The sequence below is a fragment of the Novosphingobium album (ex Hu et al. 2023) genome (genome assembly GCF_022832385.1).
GTDB classification, from domain to species: Bacteria; Pseudomonadota; Alphaproteobacteria; order Sphingomonadales; family Sphingomonadaceae; genus Novosphingobium; species Novosphingobium album.
Map to the genome: position 1 here is coordinate 55,108 of NZ_JALHLE010000020.1, position 15,959 is coordinate 71,066.

Below are 15,959 nucleotides of genomic sequence, written 5' to 3' on the forward strand. Positions count from 1 at the left end.
AACCGGACACATGGCAGACATCAACGACTGGAAGGCTCTCGCGGACAAGGAGGTCAAGGGCAAGGACCTGACCTGGAACACCCCCGAGGGTATCGCGGTCAAGCCGCTCTACACCGCCGAGGACGTGACGACCGATCCGGGCCTGCCGGGTTTCGCGCCGTTTACGCGCGGGGTGAAGGCTTCAATGTATGCCGGACGCCCCTGGACCATCCGCCAGTACGCCGGTTTCTCCACCGCCGAGGAATCGAACGCCTTCTATCGCCGCAACCTCGCGGCGGGGCAAAAGGGCCTGTCGGTTGCTTTCGACCTTGCCACCCACCGTGGCTATGACTCTGACCACCCGCGCGTGGTCGGTGACGTCGGCAAGGCGGGCGTGGCCATCGACTCGGTCGAGGACATGAAGATCCTGTTCGACGGCATTCCGCTCGGCGAAATGTCGGTCTCGATGACGATGAACGGCGCGGTGATCCCGTGCCTGGCCTTCTACATCATCGCTGCGGAAGAGCAGGGCGTTAGCCCCGACCAGCTTACCGGGACCATCCAGAACGACATCCTCAAGGAGTTCATGGTCCGCAACACTTACATCTATCCGCCCGAACCCTCGATGCGGATCATTTCGGACATTTTCGCCTACACGGCGGACAACATGCCGAAATTCAACAGCATTTCGATCTCCGGCTACCACATGCAGGAAGCCGGTGCGACGCAGGTGCAGGAACTCGCGTTCACCATCGCCGACGGCATGGAATATGTTAAGTACGGTGTCGCCTCGGGGCTCGACATCGACAAGTTCGCGGGCCGCCTGTCGTTCTTCTTCGCGATCGGCATGAACTTCTTCATGGAAATCGCCAAGCTGCGCGCCGCGCGCACGCTGTGGTACCGCGCCATGACCCAGCTCGGAGCCAAGTCCGAGCGTTCCAAGATGCTGCGCACGCACTGCCAGACTTCGGGTGTGTCGCTGCAGGAGCAGGACCCCTACAACAACGTCATGCGCACCACGATCGAGGCGATGGCTGCGATGCTGGGCGGCACCCAGTCGCTCCACACCAATGCTCTCGACGAGGCGATCGCGCTGCCGACCGACTTCTCGGCCCGTATTGCCCGCAACACCCAGATCGTCATCCAGGAAGAGACCGGCATGTGCAATGTCGTCGATCCGTTGGGTGGGTCGTACTACATCGAGGCGCTGACCAAGGAACTGGTTGACAAGGCCTGGGAAATCATCGAGCGCGTCGAGAGCGAAGGCGGCATGGCGAAGGCCGTGGGCGCTGGCTGGCCCAAGGCGATGATCGAGGAAGCCGCCGCTGGCCGTCAGGCCCGCGTCGACAAGGGCGATGATGTCATCGTTGGCGTCAACAAGTACCGCCTGGCGCAGGAAGATGCGCTCGAAACGCTCGAAGTCGACAACCATGTTGTCCGCGAAGCGCAGATTGCGCGCATCAGGAAGACCCGCGCGAACCGCGACGAGGCCAAGTGCCAGGCGGCGCTCAAGGCGCTCGCCGAAGGCGCCAAAGCCAACGGCAACCTGCTCGCACTGGCGGTCGATGCTGCGCGTGAGCGTGCGACGCTGGGTGAAATCTCCGATGCGATGGAAGCCGCTTTCGGCCGTTACGGCACCACGCCGACCCCGGTGAAGGGCGTCTATGGCGGCGCTTATGCCGGCGACAGCCGCTACCAGCAGGTTCTGAACGGCGTTGATGCCGTGACTAACCGCCTCGGCCGCGCACCCAAGCTGTTCGTTGCCAAGATGGGGCAGGACGGTCACGACCGCGGCGCCAACGTGATTGCCTCGGCCTTCTCGGACATGGGATTCGACGTTGTTTCCGGCCCATTGTTCCAGACCCCGGAAGAGGCCTGCAAGATGGCGCTCGACAACAACGTCGATGCCGTTGGTGCCAGCTCGCTGGCCGCCGGCCACAAGACTCTGATTCCCGAACTGATCGGCCACCTCAAGGAAGCCGGCCGGGCCGACATCAAGGTTGTCGCCGGTGGCGTGATCCCGCCGCAGGACTACGACTTCCTCAAGAAGGCGGGCGTCCAGGGCATCTACGGCCCCGGCTCGAACGTGGTCGAATGCGCGGCCGACATGCTACGCCTGCTTGGCCACAACATGCCGCCGGTTGGCGACGAGCTGGAAGCAGCCGAGTAAGGCGAGCCCGGATCGTGTCTTCCCGTTGTTCCGTTGAACTGCCGGTAACCGGCGCGCGGGTCCTGGGCCTGCGGCGCCGGACCGTTGGCCGCATGGCGGGAAGCGGGTGGGCCGGCCGGGCTCTTGCAGGATCGGCCAAAGCCGAACTGGAACCGCGCGACGCTTCGCATTATGGCGCACATGTCGCCGGTATTGCGGCCTGAGGAGGGGATCATGACGCACAAACTCGAGACGATGACAGTTCACGCGGGCTGCGAGCCCGATCCGGCGACCAAGGCCCGCATCACGCCGATCTACCAGACCGCCAGCTACGTTTTCGAGGACGTCGATCACGCCGCGCGGCTGTTCAATCTCGAGGAATTCGGGAACATCTATTCCCGCATCATGAACCCGACCAACGGCGCGCTCGAAGGCAAGATCGCGGCGTTGGAAGGTGGCGTGGCTGCGCTGGGTGTGGCTTCGGGCCATGCTGCGCAACTGCTGGTGTTCCACACGTTGATGGAACCGGGCTGCGAGATCGTCGCGTCCAAGAAGCTCTATGGCGGCTCGCTCAACCAGCTGGGCCAGTCGTTCCGCAAGATGTCGTGGGAGACCACATTCGTCGATGCGGACGATGCGGCTAACGTAGCCGCTGCCATTACCGACAAGACGCGCGCCGTCTTTGTCGAAAGCCTTGCCAATCCCGGCGGCGTCGTTACCGATCTGGAGGCCATCGCCAGAGTCGCGCATGACGCGGGCGTGCCGCTGATAGTCGACAACACGCTGGCGACCCCGGCCTTGTGCAAGCCGATCGAATTTGGCGCCGACGTGGTTGTTCACTCGGCGACAAAGTTCCTCAACGGGCATGGCAACTCCGTTGGTGGTCTTATCGTGGATTCGGGCAAGTTCGACTGGATGGCCTCGGACAAGTTCCCGACGATCAGCGAACCGAACCCGAGCTACCACGGCATGAATCTGGGTGAGGCGTTCGGCAATATTGCCTTCATTATCGCCTGCCGCACGCTGGGTCTGCGCGACCTTGGTCCCGCGCTGGCGCCGATGAATGCCTTTCTTGCGCTCACCGGCATGGAAACGCTGGCGCTGCGCATGGAGCGGCACTGCGTCAATGCGATGCACCTCGCGCAGTGGCTGCAGGCGCATCCCAAGGTGGCATGGGTGAATTATGCGGGCCTGCCCGAAAGCCCCTATCACCAACTGGCGCACAAGTACCTTGGAGGCAAAGGCGGCGCGGTATTCACCTTCGGCGTGAAGGGCGGCTATGACGCGGGCGTAAAGCTCGTCTCGCAGGTCAAGCTGTTCAGCCACCTTGCCAACATCGGCGACACCCGGTCGCTGATCATCCACCCCAGTTCGACCACGCACCGCCAGCTCGAGGAAGGCGCACAGATCGAGGCGGGTGCTGGCCCCGACGTGATCCGCGTTTCGGTCGGCATCGAGCATATCGACGATATCGTGGCCGATCTCGCACAGGCCCTGGAGCACATCTGAATTGACGACCGAAGCCCCCCGTACCGAACCCCGTAACGACTGGACGCGCGAGGAAATCGCGGCGCTGTTCGACCTGCCGTTTACCGAGCTGGTCTTCCGCGCTGCCGAGGTTCACCGCGCGAACCATCCGGCCAACGAAGTACAGCTTTCCACGCTGCTTTCGATCAAGACGGGCGGCTGCGCGGAAGACTGCGGCTATTGCTCGCAGTCGGCTTCGGCCAATTCCGGGGTTAAGGCGACCAAGCTGATGGACGTGCAGGCCGTGCTGCAACGCGCGGCGCAGGCAGCGGATCAGGGCTCCACCCGCTTCTGCATGGGTGCTGCCTGGCGCAACCCCAAGGACCGCGACATGCCCGCCATCATCGAGATGGTGAAGGGCGTGCGCGAGATGGGCATGGAAACCTGCATGACGCTGGGCATGCTGACGCCGCAGCAGGCCGACATGCTGAGCGAGGCCGGGCTCGACTACTACAACCACAACATCGACACCTCGCCCGAGCGTTACGGCGAGATCACCACCACGCGCACGATGGAGGACCGGCTCGATACGCTCTCCAATGTGCGCATGGCCGGGATCAACGTCTGCTCGGGCGGAATCGTCGGCATGGGCGAGACGCGCGAGGACCGCGTGGGCTTCATCCACACGCTCGCGACGCTGCCCGATCACCCGCAGTCGGTGCCGGTGAACGCGCTTGTCCCGGTCAAGGGCACGGTGCTGGGCGACATGCTGGCCGACACGCCGCTCGCCAAGATCGACGACGTGGAATTCGTGCGCACCGTGGCCGTGGCGCGGATCACCATGCCGCACTCGATGGTACGCCTTTCGGCCGGGCGCGAGTCCATGTCTGAGATGACGCAGGCGATGTGCTTCATGGCCGGAGCGAACTCGATCTTCACCGGCGACAAGCTGCTCACCGCGCCCAATGCAGGCGACGACACCGACGCGGCGATGTTTGCGCGGCTTGGCATCAAGCCGATGGCTATCAGCGAAACACAGGCCCAGGTGGAAGCGTCGCGCATGCCCAAGGGCTGTGTGAAGCTGGAGGCTGCGGAGTGAAGAAAAGCACGCTTGTGGTTCTGGGTTTGCTTGCTGTCGTCACGACAGGGTGTGAAACTAAGACTGATACTGCTTTTACTCTCTACCGTAACTCTCCACTGGCTTCGGGAGAGCGAGTCCATTTCGCCTCATTCGATGCTGCTGAAACTACCGATTTTAATCGTGGAAATTGCACTATGGCTGCAAGGCTTCTGAACGCCAACGTAGCTTCGTCCGCCCGAGAGGAAGGCAAGGAGCCATACGAAGGTGTCGGCTTTTGGTGTGAATCCGGACCCTACAAGAAAGAAGGCAGTGTCCCGTCTTCATTTGAATCAGCATTTCCTGCGTCTTCTGACGGCCCATTGAGTTGGTGACAAACTGATGTTCAAGAAAATCCTCATCGCAAACCGTGGCGAGATCGCCTGCCGCGTCATCAAGACCGCACGTCGCATGGGCATCCAGACGGTGGCTGTCTATTCCGACGCCGACGCCCGCGCCCCATTCGTGCAGATGGCCGACGAGGCCGTTCACATCGGCCCCGCACCTGCCGCGCAGTCCTACCTGATTGCCGACAAGATCATCGCTGCCTGCAAGCAGACCGGCGCCGAAGCGGTCCACCCCGGCTACGGCTTCCTCTCGGAGCGCACCTCGTTCGCCGAGGCGCTGGCCGCAGAGGGCATCGAGTTCATCGGACCGCCTGTAAACGCGATCGCCGCAATGGGTGACAAGATCGAGTCCAAGAAGCTCGCCAAGGAAGCCGGTGTCAATGTCGTGCCGGGCTATGTCGGCGAGATCGACGACACCGAGCACGCGGTGCGCATCTCGAACGAGATCGGCTATCCGGTAATGATGAAGGCCTCGGCCGGCGGCGGCGGCAAGGGCATGCGCCTTGCCTATTCCGAGCAGGACGTGCGCGAGGGCTTCGAGTCCGTGAAGCGCGAGGGTCTGAACTCGTTCGGCGACGACCGCGTCTTCATCGAGAAGTTCATTCTCAACCCGCGCCACATCGAGATCCAGATCCTCGGCGACAAGCACGGCAACATCCTTTACCTGAACGAGCGCGAATGCTCGATCCAGCGCCGCCACCAGAAGGTGGTCGAGGAAGCGCCGTCGCCCTTCGTCACGCCCAAGATGCGCAAGGCCATGGGCGAGCAGTGCGTCGCGCTGTCGAAGGCAGTAGGCTACTATTCGGCGGGCACCGTGGAACTGATCGTCTCGGGCGCCGACCCGACGGGCGAGAGCTTCTACTTCCTCGAAATGAACACCCGCCTGCAGGTGGAACACCCGGTCACCGAAGCGATCACCGGGGTCGACCTTGTCGAGCAGATGATCCGCGTCGCTGCCGGCGAGAAGCTGGAAATGACGCAGGATGACGTGAAGATCGATGGCTGGGCCATCGAGAACCGCGTCTATGCCGAAGATCCCTATCGCGGCTTCCTGCCCTCGACGGGCCGTCTGGTGCGCTATCAGCCGCCGGTCGATGGCTGGACCGACGACGGAGCCGAGAATGGCCGCCGCGGCGTCGATGGCGTACGCGTGGATGACGGCGTCTATGAAGGCGGCGAAGTCTCGATGTTCTACGACCCAATGATCGCCAAGCTGATCACCTGGGGCGAGACGCGCGACGAGGCGGCCGACAAGCAGATCGCCGCGCTCGATGCCTTCGAGCTGGAAGGTCTCGGCCACAACATCGATTTCGTTTCCGCGATCATGCAGCACCCGCGCTTCCGCTCGGGTGAGCTGACCACCGGCTTCATCGCCGAGGAATATCCCGAAGGCTTCCACGGCGCGCCCGCGTCGGACGAACACAAGGTGAAGCTCGCTTCGGTTGCCGGGTTCGTTGCTGCAGCTCGCGCAGACCGGGCGCGCCGCGTCGATGGTCAGCTGGCCACGCCGCTCGATCCGCCGTCGGACTGGACCGTGACAATCGACAAGGAAGCGTTCGAAGTCGTGATCGACGAGGACATCGTGACCGTGAACGGCGCCGAAGTCGAACTCGAACTGGAATATACGCCGGGTGACCGCTTCATCGACGCCGAAGTCGATGGCGAGGACATCACGATCAAGGTCGAACTCACGCGCACCGGCTTCAAGATGACTACGCGTGGCGCGATCCACCAGATCACCTGCCTGCCCACCAGCATCGCTGCGCTGAGCAAGCACATGATCGAAAAGATCCCGCCGGATCTCTCGCGCTTCCTGATCTGCCCGATGCCCGGCCTGCTGGTGTCGCTGAACGTGGCCGAGGGTGATAAGGTCGAGATCGGCCAGCCGCTCGCGGTCGTCGAGGCGATGAAGATGGAAAACATCCTGCGCGCCGAAAAGGCAGGCGTGGTAAAGTCCGTCAGCGCCAAGGCCGGTGAAAGCCTCGCGGTCGACGCGATCATTCTCGAGCTGGAGTAAAGCTTGCACCTCGATCATGACCCGGCCGCGCCTGCGGGCAGTGAAATCACGTTCGACGACTTCCTGAAAGTCGACATTCGCGTGGGCACTGTCATTGCAGCCGAGGTCTACGAGGGCGCGCGCAAGCCGAGTTACAAGCTGCGGATCGATTTTGGTCCGGGCATCGGAGAGAAGAAGAGCGTCGGGCAGGTTGCCGCGCTCTATTCTCCCGGGGAACTGGTGGGGCGGCAGGTTGCTGCTGTCGTGAATTTCCCTAAACGGCAGATTGGCAAGGCACTCTCGGAGGTGCTGACCCTGGGCTTCGCGGACGAAGAGGGGCGCGTGACACTTTTTTCGCCCGACAAACCGGTCCCCAATGGGTCTCGCCTTTTCTGATGACGGGCTTTGCGCAATTGCTTGGCGGCGCGCAGCTGTTCGCCAATGGCTTCGCTCTTGATGTCCCTGAAACCTGGCATCAGGGGCGTACGGCCTATGGCGGGTTTTCCTCCGCGCTGGCGCTGGCAGCCGCGCAACAGGTAGGCGGGAAAAGTCTTCCGCCGCTGCGTTCTGCCCAATTCGCGATGATGGCTCCGGTCAATGGGCTGGTCGAGGTTCGCGCAAGGGTGGAACGGGCAGGGCGTAACGCGACCTGGATTGCCACCGAAATTCTCGGGGAGAAGGGGCTCGCGTTCACGGCCAACTTCGTGTTCATGGGCGCTGTAGAGAGCACGCTGCATCTCAACGAACGGCCGTTGCCAAGAGATCTTGTAGCATTGGAAAATGCGGCGCCAATCACGATAACGCGGCATACGCCTGCTTTCGTCACCAACCATTTTGAAATGCGTCATGCCCTGCCAGCGCATGACAGTCCACAGCCCGAAATCTGCCGCTGGGTGCGCCTCGCCGACGGCCAGGGGCTCGATCCGATGGTTTCGCTGGTGTTGCTGGCGGACGCGATTCCGCCAGGCGTCATGCCAGTCATGTCCTCCATTGTTCCAGTCTCGACCATGCACTGGCAGGTCAATCTGCTGTCGCCGTCTCCGGTGACGGACAATGGCTGGTGGCTGCTCCGCTCTGTAGGCGACTATGCCGAAAAGGGCTGTTCCAGCCAGCGCATGGCTATCTGGAACAGCGATGGCCTGCCGGTCATGGCCGGGATGCAGTCCATCGCCTTGTTCGGCTGATCCTGATCAGCCATCAACAGTCTCGGCGCTGCCCAGCAGCCGGTCTGCCAGGAACAGCTTGAACGCCCCGAAAAAGAGGAAGGCCACTGCGGCCGAGGCAACGTGGATCAGCCAGAACTGCGTCACCGGCATCGCTTCGAGAAGCGTGCCGAGCTTGCCCACCGCCAGGTTCGCCCCAAAGAACGACAGGTAATAAATCCCGACGATTGACGCGTTGAGCGCACGCGGTGCGAGCCGGGTGAACAGGGCGAGGCTGACAGGCAGCAAGTGTGCGAAGCCGATCGAGTTCACGAGATGGAAAATCACCGGCCAGAACAGTCCGATCTTGCCCGAACCTTGTGTCGCGGCTGCGACGTAGAGGCACAGACCACCGCCGATGATGAAGGCACAGCCGATGATCATCTTGGTGAGATCGTCCGGTTCCCGGTTCGTGCGTTTGCCGAACCATGCCCAGAATGCAGCAACCCCGACAAGCATCGAGAAGCTAAGAGTCGCGTCGATCGTGATCATCCAGCTCGTGGGCAGCGTGGTGCCCATGAAGGTCAGCTCAAACTGCTGGTCGGCCCAGACGAGATAGGCATTGAAGATCTGCTGGTTGGTCAGCAGCGATACGGCCATGATCGGCACCAGCACCAGCACCGCGACCAAGCGCGGACCATCGCCGGCCTCGAACCGTGCCCGCGGTTTGGATGACTTGTCACCCTTGCCTGCGTCGGCAGGGAGCCACGGCGTTGCATAGAGATAGAGAAGCAGGCCCATGACCATGACCACGCCTGCGCAGCCAAAGCCCCAGTGCCAGCCCACTTTCTCGCCCAGCGTGCCGGATACGAGTGGCGCGATGATCACCGATACATTGATGAAGATGTAGAAGATCTGGAACGCCATCGCGCGGCGCTTGTCGTTCGGGCCGTAGAGTTCTCCGACCTGGCTGGCGATGTTGCCCTTGAACAGGCCCACACCGATGACGAGCGCCGCCAGCGCGAACAGGAAGGCCCCTTCGAAGGCCATCAGGAAATGGCCCAGCGACATGATGAGGCCGCCCGCGATCAGTGCGGTGCGGCGGCCGAGAAATAGGTCGGCAAGGATACCACCGACGATCGGCATCAGGTAAACCGTCGCGGTATAAGTACCGAAGATCTCCGATGCGAGTGGCTGCCCTTCAAGGCCCGGGAACACGTGGATCTTGAGCCAGTCCAGCCCGATTACACCCTCCTGATGGCCGGGCAGCAGCAGGTACTTGACCATGTAGAGCGTGAGCAGCGTTTGCATGGAGTAGTACGAGAAGCGCTCGCAGCCTTCGACCAGACCGAGCAGGCCCAGGCCCTTGGGATGGCCCAGGAACGCACGGTCGTCCCGCGCGGCTTCCTCGGGAAAGTCGAGTTCCGGTGTGGCTTCCGCGACTGTCATGATGCTTGTTCTCTCGACCCGTAATTTTCTTATCGGTTTGCGTAACACAGATACGCCAACGCGCAATGTCACGTTGACGTCAGATCGTCAAATTCTGGAACATGCCACGAAGAAAATGGCGGCAGGCACGATCGGCCTGCCGCCAGAACGCTGCGCCGGGGGATTCTGGATCGGCGCACCGGCTTCTCGCAGGGTCCGCAGGATTTCGGCTGCGAGAGACGCCCCCGGACTTAAAGCCGAAGCGTGTGACAATCTTAGCATCGCTCATCGCGCTCCGCCCCGGAAACGGCACGGCATGGCGAATGCCGGATGCGATCAGCTTTCGCGCGCCAGTTCCGAGTCGAGGAACGATCCGACATCATCCAGCGACACGTCTTTGGCCAGATAGGTCTGGCCGATGCCTTTCATGAGCAGGAACGGCAGCGTGCCCGCGTCCATCTTCTTGTCGTGGAGCATGTGCTTCACGAGCCCTGCGCCATCGCAATCGAGGCCGAGAGTGGCAAGGCTTGCGGGCAGTCCTACGCTGCCAATATGCTGGGCGACATGTTCTGCGCTTGCACGCGGCATCAGCCCCCGGTGAGCCGAATAACGGGCCGCCAGCACCATGCCCAGCGCCACGGCTTCACCATGCAGCAGGCGCGGGGAAAAGCCGGTTTCAGCTTCCAGCGCATGGCCGAAGGTATGACCGAGATTGAGCAAGGCACGTTTGCCGGTGGTCTCGAACTCGTCCTCCGCCACGATCCGCGCCTTGGCCGCGACCGAATGGGAGACGGCGTATTCGCGCAAGTGACTGTCGCCTGCGATCATCTTCGCGCCGTTGGCATCGCACCAGGCGAAGAAGTCGGCATCGTCGATCAACCCGTACTTGATGACTTCGGCATACCCTGCGAGCAACTCGCGCTCGGGAAGGGTTTCCAGTGCCGACAGATCCGCCAGTACCAGCGAGGGCTGATGGAACGCGCCGACAAGATTTTTGCCTGCGGGCGTGTTGATTGCCGTCTTGCCGCCGACGCTTGAATCGACTTGCGCGAGCAGGGTGGTGGGCACCTGGATGAACTTGCAGCCGCGCTTGAGCACGGCTGCACAGAAACCTGTAAGATCGCCGATCACTCCGCCGCCCAGTGCGACGATGTGGTCGTTGCGCTCCACTTCCTGGGCGAGCAGCCAGTTTACTGTCGCGGCGAGTTCGTCCCAAGACTTTGTCTGTTCGCCCGGCGGCAGGATGCGCCAGTGCGGCTCGTGGCCGTTTTCGCGCAGGTTCGTCTCGATGACCTCACCCCACGCCGCGTGGACATTGGCATCGGTGATGACCGGCACGCCGCGCTTGCGGAGGCGTCCGCGGCAGTGCGGCACGAGTTCGGCGAGTAGTCCTGCGCCCACGCGGACTTCATAGGGGCGTCCGGCAATATCGACGGGGATTACAGCCATTGTGAAACTCCCTGCAGCACCTTGTTGATGGTCTGGACGTGCGGGCCGCTGCCGCTGAGCACGTGGATCGGCGCCTGCGAATAATGCGGCCGCCGCTCCTCGCGCAGGCGCGTTAGGGTCTCGCGCGCATCACCCTGCCTGAGCAGCGGACGGTTGTCCTTGCGCGCAGTTCGTTCGACCAGCGTATCGATTTCGCTGTCGAGCCAGACGGTAATGGCTTTGTCGAGGATCAGCGCGCGGGTTTCCGGATTGCAGAACGCACCGCCTCCGGTGGCGATGACGATGCGCCCACCAAGATGCTCTATGCTTTCGCTCATGAGCCGGGCGATCACCCGCCGCTCACCGTCACGGAAATAGGGCTCTCCGAAGGTGTCGAAGATTTCGGGGATCGTCATCTGCGCCGAGCGCTCGATTTCCTCGTCGGCATCGACGAACGCACAATCGAGCAGCGAGGCGAGGCGCTTGCCGACGCTCGACTTGCCCACGCCCATCATGCCCACGAGCACGATCGGACGGTCTATGCGCTGCGCCAGCTCGGCGATTTCCTGTGCGGAAAAGCGGGTTTGTGGAACGTCCATTGCCCCACCGCCTATAGTTGCGCTAGGTCGCAGCGCAAGCATCGGTGAAGGAAGGCGAGTGACAATCGAAATGCGCGGACGCGGGTTGCAGTGGGCTTTGGCTCTCGCCGTTTCGCTGGCTGCCGTTGCCCTGGGCGCCTTTGCGTGGATCGATGGGGGAAAGCAGCCCGTGCACGACATCGTGATGCCGGTTGCCGTTCCGGAGTTGCCGCAGTGAGGAGCGTCTATCTGCTCGCTGGTGCGGCACTGGCACTGACGTCCGTCTGGGCCGTCGCGCAGGACGCGCCCGAATCGCTGCTTCCCAAGATGTTCCAGGAACCGGCACCGGCAACTCAAGCGCCGCCGCGTCCTGCTCCGGCTCGGCCCGCTGCCGTTCAGACGGCAAGCCCGGTCCGTGCGGAATCGACACCGGTGGTTCAGGCTCTGCCCACCGCCGGCAGTACCGAAGCCGCCGTGGATGGCAGCGCGGGCGAGGGCGCGGGGCTGAAACGCATTCCCACTCTCGAAGAACTGGCGAAGATGGCGCCAGACGAGTTCGAGGACCTGCTCGGAAGCAATGTAGTGTTCGACACACCACCGCAGGCGCGCCGGTCGATGGAGCGGGCGGGGTTACTCGATGAAAGCGAAGGTGGTTTGCGAGCCGATTCGCTGGCAGGGCAGAACGCCGGTCTCATCCAGACCGTGCTCTTGGGTGACAACGGCAAACTGGTGTCGCGCTGGGGACACATTCTCCTGCGTCGCGCACTTGTCTCCCGGCTGCAGCCGCCAGAAGGCATGCCCCCGCAAGACTTCCTCGCGATGCGTGTCGGCCTGTTGTTGCGCATGGGCGAAACTGACGCCGCGCGCGCTGTGCTGCAGGATATCGACATTGCAGACTATACGCCCGCAGTGGCCAAGTCAGCCCTGGACGTCTATGAAAAAACGGCCGATTTTACTGGCTTATGCCCTGTCATGGCCACGCAGGGAGACCTGCAGGACACACCAGAATGGAACCTGGGCAAGACGGTGTGCATGGCATTCCGGGGCAATGGTGCGGGCGCTCTCTCGGCACTCGACCGGGATGTGTCGCGCGGGACGTTGCCCAAGATCGATCTGCTGCTGGCGCAGCGCTATGCTGGCGCTGCAGGCAAATCCCGCCGAGCCGTGACGATCGAGTGGGACAATGTGCAGACGCTGACGCCGTGGCGTTATGGCATGGCGATCGGCGTAGGGCTTGAACCACCGACGCAACTGATGGACGCCAGCGGCCCCGAATACAGCTATGTCACGGCGCTGGCGCCGATGGTAGGGCTGGAACGTCGAGCTGCGGCAGCCGACCGGGCCGGTGCCGTTGGTATCCTTTCCAATGCGGCAATGGTCGATCTCTACGCGCAGATTTATGCCGATCCGGGCGTTACCGGTGATTGGCAGGATCGCGCCGAGAGCTTGCGCGATGCCTATACGCAGCAGGATGCCGGAGCGCGTCTGGTTGCCATGCAGACGCTATGGAATGGCGCGGACACGGCTTCGGTGCGCTATGCGCGGCAAGTGCTTACGGCGGCAGCAGCAGCACGCATGCCTGCCAGCCCGGATATGGCCGACGAGGCCGCGCCGCTGATTACGTCGATGTTGTCTGCCGGATACGATGCGAACGCGATGCGTTGGACCGGGGTGGTGCCGTCCGGCAGCCAGAGCTGGGGGTTGCTTGTTCTCGCTGCGCGGGGGCGAACACGGTCTGTCGACACAGGAGCGCTCGACAAGTTTATCGACGCGGACGAGAGCGAGGACAAGCGCAAGGCTGCCTTTCTCGTAGCAGGGCTTGCGGCGCTCGACCGGCTTGGAGAGAACGACGCCCGCCGCTATTCCAACGACCTTACGCTCGGCCTCGGGGACAGTACTCGCTGGACTACGGCCATCGACAGCGCTGCCCGGCGTGACGATGCGGCGAGTGTGATCATGCTGGCCGGGTTCGGTATGCAGGGAGCCAACTGGCACCGCATGACGCCCCGGTACCTGTTCCATATCGTCTCCGCGCTTCGTCAGGTCGGGTTCGAGGGTGAAGCGCGCATGATTGCTGCGGAAGCCGTTGCCCGGGCCTGATCGCCTGACGGCGGGTGAAGACCTTGCCGAACGCTTTCTGGCGATGCTGGCCGCCGAGCGCGGAGCTGCTGCAAACACGCTGGCGGCTTATCGTCGGGATCTCGAAGCCGCGCAGGTTGTGCTGGGCGATCTGGCTTCCGCCGATGGTAGCGCGCTGAGCCGGCTGGGCGAAGCCTGGAGGGGACTGGCCGCATCCAGCCTGGCCCGCAAATGCTCTGCGCTGCGCCAGTTCTACGGATTTCTGGTCGATGAGGGAGTGCGTGAAGACGATCCGTCTGGTTCACTGCCACGCCCACGAACCCGGCGGCCGCTGCCGCGCGTGCTAGGGCGCGGGGACGTCGAACGGTTTCTGGCGCGGGCTGAAGAAGACGCTTGTTCGGACCGGCCGGATTCGGTCCGCCTTCTGGCCTTGCTGGAATTGCTCTATGGATCCGGCTTGCGCGCCACCGAACTGGTATCGCTTCCGGTTGCCGCGGTGCCGCGCGATGCGCCGTTCCTGCATGTCACGGGGAAGGGCGGCCAACAGCGTATGGTTCCCATCAGTGGCCGGGCGCGCATGGCGCTTTCACGTTGGCTGGCGGTGCGGCAAGGCAACTCGAAGTTCCTGTTCCCGTCTGGTGGCGCCAGCGGCCACCTGACGCGCGTGCGGCTGTTCCAGCTCCTTCGGGAGCTTGCGGCACGGGCCGGGCTGGATCCATCGCGTGTTTCGCCCCATGTGCTGCGGCATGCATTTGCGACGCACCTTTTGGAAGGGGGCGCGGATTTGCGGGTGCTGCAGATGCTGCTGGGCCATGCCGATATCGCTACGACCCAGATCTATACGCATGTGGACAGTGCGCGGCTCGTGGCGCTCGTCAATGCGCGTCACCCTCTGGCGGAAAATCTCCCGGGAGTGCCGGAGTTGTAAGTTTGAGCGACGCCGCTGCAGGCCTGGAAATTTTTATCGGATAAAAGAAAAGGGGCGGCAGGTTGCCCTGCCGCCCCGATTTCTGAGCCTTGTCGGCGCCGGATCAGTTGGTCGCGGCCATGCTCGACGAGGTCTTCTCAAAGGTCGCAGTCAGCTGCGAGCCCATGCCCTGCATGGCGGCGATCGCGGCGACGGCGATGAGAGCGGCAATGAGGCCGTATTCGATAGCGGTGGCGCCTTCTTCGTTACGGCGCAGCTTTGCGAGAAACTTCATGATGTGTCTCCTGATGATGCAGTCTAGTGTACCCGATCCGCCGCGCATCTTCCTGACTGCTCGCGCTTTGGACATCCTGTGACTACGAGAAATGTCTTGAGAAAAACTTAAGTCCGGAATGAACCTTTATTGTCCGCCGATGGCATTTGACGATTTGGTGGAGACATCGTTCCACATGCCGACAGTTTCATCGGCGACCCCTTGCAGGGCAACGAACATGACAAGCACGATCATGGCGAGAATGATGCCGTATTCGACAGTCGATGCGCCTCGCACATCGCGCAGAATATTCGAAAGTCTCCGTAAGCGTGCCATGCCACCCTCTGGTTCGCGCCGGGGTTCTTGAAATCCCACGAAGGCGTTAATTAGTTTCTAACGGCATCGGTAAAATTGGAAAAATTCTTGACACCTCTGCTCGTCACCGCTGTCGCTCTGATCGAACCCGACAGCACCGTTTTAATGCAGCAGCGCCGTTTCGCGGCGGTGCATGGCGGCCTATGGGAATTTCCGGGCGGAAAGGTCGAACCGGGCGAAACACCTGAAAATGCGGCAATTCGTGAGCTTCATGAGGAACTGGGTGTTCGGATTGACCCAAGCGCGCTTTGTGCGGTCGGCTTCGCCAGTGGCCTGACTGTCCCTTCGCAGAAGAGCGTTCAACAGGCAAAACGGCCGCTTGTCATACTTCTTTACGCTTGCCGCACATGGCAAGGGGTGCCCCGGGCGCATGATGCCGAAGCGCTCGCGTGGCACCGGCCTGATGCCATCGCGTCGCTGGATATGCCACCGCTGGATTACCCGCTCGCAGAGGCGTTGATGCGTTATCTCGGCATATATTCTCCGGGGTAAGGTGATATAGGCGTTGACCGCGGTCGAATCCCTTTCTAAAGGCGCACCTCCAACGCGCCCGTAGCTCAGCTGGATAGAGCATCAGACTACGAATCTGAGGGTCGGACGTTCGAATCGTTCCGGGCGCGCCAACAACTTCCGAGCAGTCTTTTGCAGGCTGTGACGAGGTGGAGATGGGCACATGCGCGCCCGTAGCTCAGC

The 15,959-nt window shown here is 62.5% G+C and carries 16 protein-coding genes and 1 tRNA gene; 12 read left to right on the top strand and 5 right to left on the bottom strand.

Features of this window, described 5'->3' with window-relative positions; genetic code table 11:
- Window positions 1–10 precede the first annotated feature (10 nt).
- The 7 genes from scpA (at window position 11) to MTR64_RS13690 (ending at window position 8,239) form a co-directional block, all read left to right on the top strand.
- The gene (scpA, locus tag MTR64_RS13660) at window positions 11–2,149 is read left to right on the top strand and encodes a methylmalonyl-CoA mutase (RefSeq protein ID WP_243994640.1); all 2,139 of its coding nucleotides are present in this window, start codon (window positions 11–13) and stop codon (window positions 2,147–2,149) included.
- A 213-nt stretch (window positions 2,150–2,362) separates the two neighbouring features.
- On the top strand, window positions 2,363–3,637 hold the full coding sequence (locus MTR64_RS13665) for an O-acetylhomoserine aminocarboxypropyltransferase (protein WP_243994641.1): 1,275 nt from the start codon (window positions 2,363–2,365) through the stop codon (window positions 3,635–3,637).
- Window position 3,638: 1 nt separating this feature from the next.
- Window positions 3,639–4,694 (top strand): biotin synthase BioB, encoded by a 1,056-nt coding sequence (gene bioB, locus MTR64_RS13670; RefSeq protein ID WP_243994642.1) that lies wholly within the window; start codon window positions 3,639–3,641, stop codon window positions 4,692–4,694.
- Complete coding sequence (locus MTR64_RS13675; RefSeq protein ID WP_243994643.1) at window positions 4,691–5,047, top strand: hypothetical protein; 357 nt, start codon at window positions 4,691–4,693, stop codon at window positions 5,045–5,047. The genes bioB and MTR64_RS13675 overlap by 4 nt, the downstream gene beginning before the upstream one ends.
- A gap of 7 nt (window positions 5,048–5,054) precedes the next feature.
- Window positions 5,055–7,076, top strand: coding sequence for an acetyl-CoA carboxylase biotin carboxylase subunit (locus MTR64_RS13680; RefSeq protein WP_243994644.1), 2,022 nt, complete (start codon window positions 5,055–5,057; stop codon window positions 7,074–7,076).
- 3 nt (window positions 7,077–7,079) lie between these two features.
- Window positions 7,080–7,451 carry a tRNA-binding protein gene (locus tag MTR64_RS13685; RefSeq protein WP_243994645.1) on the top strand — a complete coding sequence of 124 codons (372 nt, stop codon included), beginning with the start codon at window positions 7,080–7,082 and terminating at the stop codon, window positions 7,449–7,451.
- On the top strand, window positions 7,451–8,239 hold the full coding sequence (locus tag MTR64_RS13690) for an acyl-CoA thioesterase (RefSeq protein WP_243994646.1): 789 nt from the start codon (window positions 7,451–7,453) through the stop codon (window positions 8,237–8,239). The genes MTR64_RS13685 and MTR64_RS13690 overlap by 1 nt, the downstream gene beginning before the upstream one ends.
- Before the next feature lie 6 nt (window positions 8,240–8,245).
- On the opposite strand, the gene MTR64_RS13695 is transcribed toward MTR64_RS13690, so the two are convergent.
- The 3 genes from MTR64_RS13695 to MTR64_RS13705 all read right to left on the bottom strand — a co-directional run bounded on the left by MTR64_RS13695 (window position 8,246) and on the right by MTR64_RS13705 (window position 11,652).
- Window positions 8,246–9,646, bottom strand: a complete 1,401-nt coding sequence (locus tag MTR64_RS13695) for a peptide MFS transporter (RefSeq protein WP_243994647.1) — start codon at window positions 9,644–9,646, stop codon at window positions 8,246–8,248.
- 315 nt (window positions 9,647–9,961) lie between these two features.
- The gene (aroB, locus tag MTR64_RS13700; RefSeq protein WP_243994648.1) at window positions 9,962–11,074 is read right to left on the bottom strand and encodes a 3-dehydroquinate synthase; all 1,113 of its coding nucleotides are present in this window, start codon (window positions 11,072–11,074) and stop codon (window positions 9,962–9,964) included.
- On the bottom strand, window positions 11,065–11,652 hold the full coding sequence (locus MTR64_RS13705; RefSeq protein ID WP_243994649.1) for a shikimate kinase: 588 nt from the start codon (window positions 11,650–11,652) through the stop codon (window positions 11,065–11,067). The genes aroB and MTR64_RS13705 overlap by 10 nt, the downstream gene beginning before the upstream one ends.
- Window positions 11,653–11,710: 58 nt before the next feature.
- Between MTR64_RS13705 and MTR64_RS13710 the strand changes: the two genes are divergently transcribed.
- The 3 genes from MTR64_RS13710 to MTR64_RS13720 are packed head-to-tail and all read left to right on the top strand — an operon-like array spanning window position 11,711 to window position 14,638.
- Entirely contained in the window at window positions 11,711–11,869 is a 159-nt protein-coding gene (locus MTR64_RS13710) for a hypothetical protein (protein ID WP_243994650.1), read from the top strand.
- Window positions 11,866–13,731, top strand: coding sequence for a hypothetical protein (locus MTR64_RS13715; RefSeq protein ID WP_243994651.1), 1,866 nt, complete (start codon window positions 11,866–11,868; stop codon window positions 13,729–13,731). The genes MTR64_RS13710 and MTR64_RS13715 overlap by 4 nt, the downstream gene beginning before the upstream one ends.
- 4 nt (window positions 13,732–13,735) lie before the next feature.
- The gene (locus MTR64_RS13720; protein ID WP_268740915.1) at window positions 13,736–14,638 is read left to right on the top strand and encodes a tyrosine recombinase; all 903 of its coding nucleotides are present in this window, start codon (window positions 13,736–13,738) and stop codon (window positions 14,636–14,638) included.
- 103 nt (window positions 14,639–14,741) lie between these two features.
- Here the strand turns inward: MTR64_RS13720 and MTR64_RS13725 are convergent, their stop codons facing one another.
- Window positions 14,742–14,912 (bottom strand): Flp family type IVb pilin, encoded by a 171-nt coding sequence (locus MTR64_RS13725; RefSeq protein WP_243994653.1) that lies wholly within the window; start codon window positions 14,910–14,912, stop codon window positions 14,742–14,744.
- A gap of 126 nt (window positions 14,913–15,038) precedes the next feature.
- Window positions 15,039–15,227: a Flp family type IVb pilin gene (locus tag MTR64_RS13730; protein WP_243994654.1), complete on the bottom strand. Its 189-nt coding sequence runs from the start codon at window positions 15,225–15,227 to the stop codon at window positions 15,039–15,041.
- A gap of 96 nt (window positions 15,228–15,323) precedes the next feature.
- On the opposite strand from MTR64_RS13730, the gene MTR64_RS13735 reads away from it, so the two are divergent.
- On the top strand, window positions 15,324–15,758 hold the full coding sequence (locus MTR64_RS13735; RefSeq protein ID WP_327194275.1) for a (deoxy)nucleoside triphosphate pyrophosphohydrolase: 435 nt from the start codon (window positions 15,324–15,326) through the stop codon (window positions 15,756–15,758).
- Between the two features lie 54 nt (window positions 15,759–15,812).
- A tRNA-Arg gene (locus MTR64_RS13740) sits at window positions 15,813–15,889 on the top strand.
- The last annotated feature ends 70 nt before the right edge of the window (window positions 15,890–15,959 follow it).

What these genes read in the sequence shown, in the direction of transcription:
- MTR64_RS13730 (WP_243994654.1), bottom strand. Translation starts at nt 15,227, where the DNA reads ATGGCACGCTTACGGAGACTTTCGAATATTCTGCGCGATGTGCGAGGC.
- MTR64_RS13690 (WP_243994646.1), top strand. Translation starts at nt 7,451, where the DNA reads ATGACGGGCTTTGCGCAATTGCTTGGCGGCGCGCAGCTGTTCGCCAAT.
- MTR64_RS13665 (WP_243994641.1), top strand. Translation starts at nt 2,363, where the DNA reads ATGACGCACAAACTCGAGACGATGACAGTTCACGCGGGCTGCGAGCCC.
- aroB (WP_243994648.1), bottom strand. Translation starts at nt 11,074, where the DNA reads ATGGCTGTAATCCCCGTCGATATTGCCGGACGCCCCTATGAAGTCCGC.
- MTR64_RS13725 (WP_243994653.1), bottom strand. Translation starts at nt 14,912, where the DNA reads ATGAAGTTTCTCGCAAAGCTGCGCCGTAACGAAGAAGGCGCCACCGCT.
- scpA (WP_243994640.1), top strand. Translation starts at nt 11, where the DNA reads ATGGCAGACATCAACGACTGGAAGGCTCTCGCGGACAAGGAGGTCAAG.
- MTR64_RS13705 (WP_243994649.1), bottom strand. Translation starts at nt 11,652, where the DNA reads ATGGACGTTCCACAAACCCGCTTTTCCGCACAGGAAATCGCCGAGCTG.
- MTR64_RS13680 (WP_243994644.1), top strand. Translation starts at nt 5,055, where the DNA reads ATGTTCAAGAAAATCCTCATCGCAAACCGTGGCGAGATCGCCTGCCGC.
- MTR64_RS13695 (WP_243994647.1), bottom strand. Translation starts at nt 9,646, where the DNA reads ATGACAGTCGCGGAAGCCACACCGGAACTCGACTTTCCCGAGGAAGCC.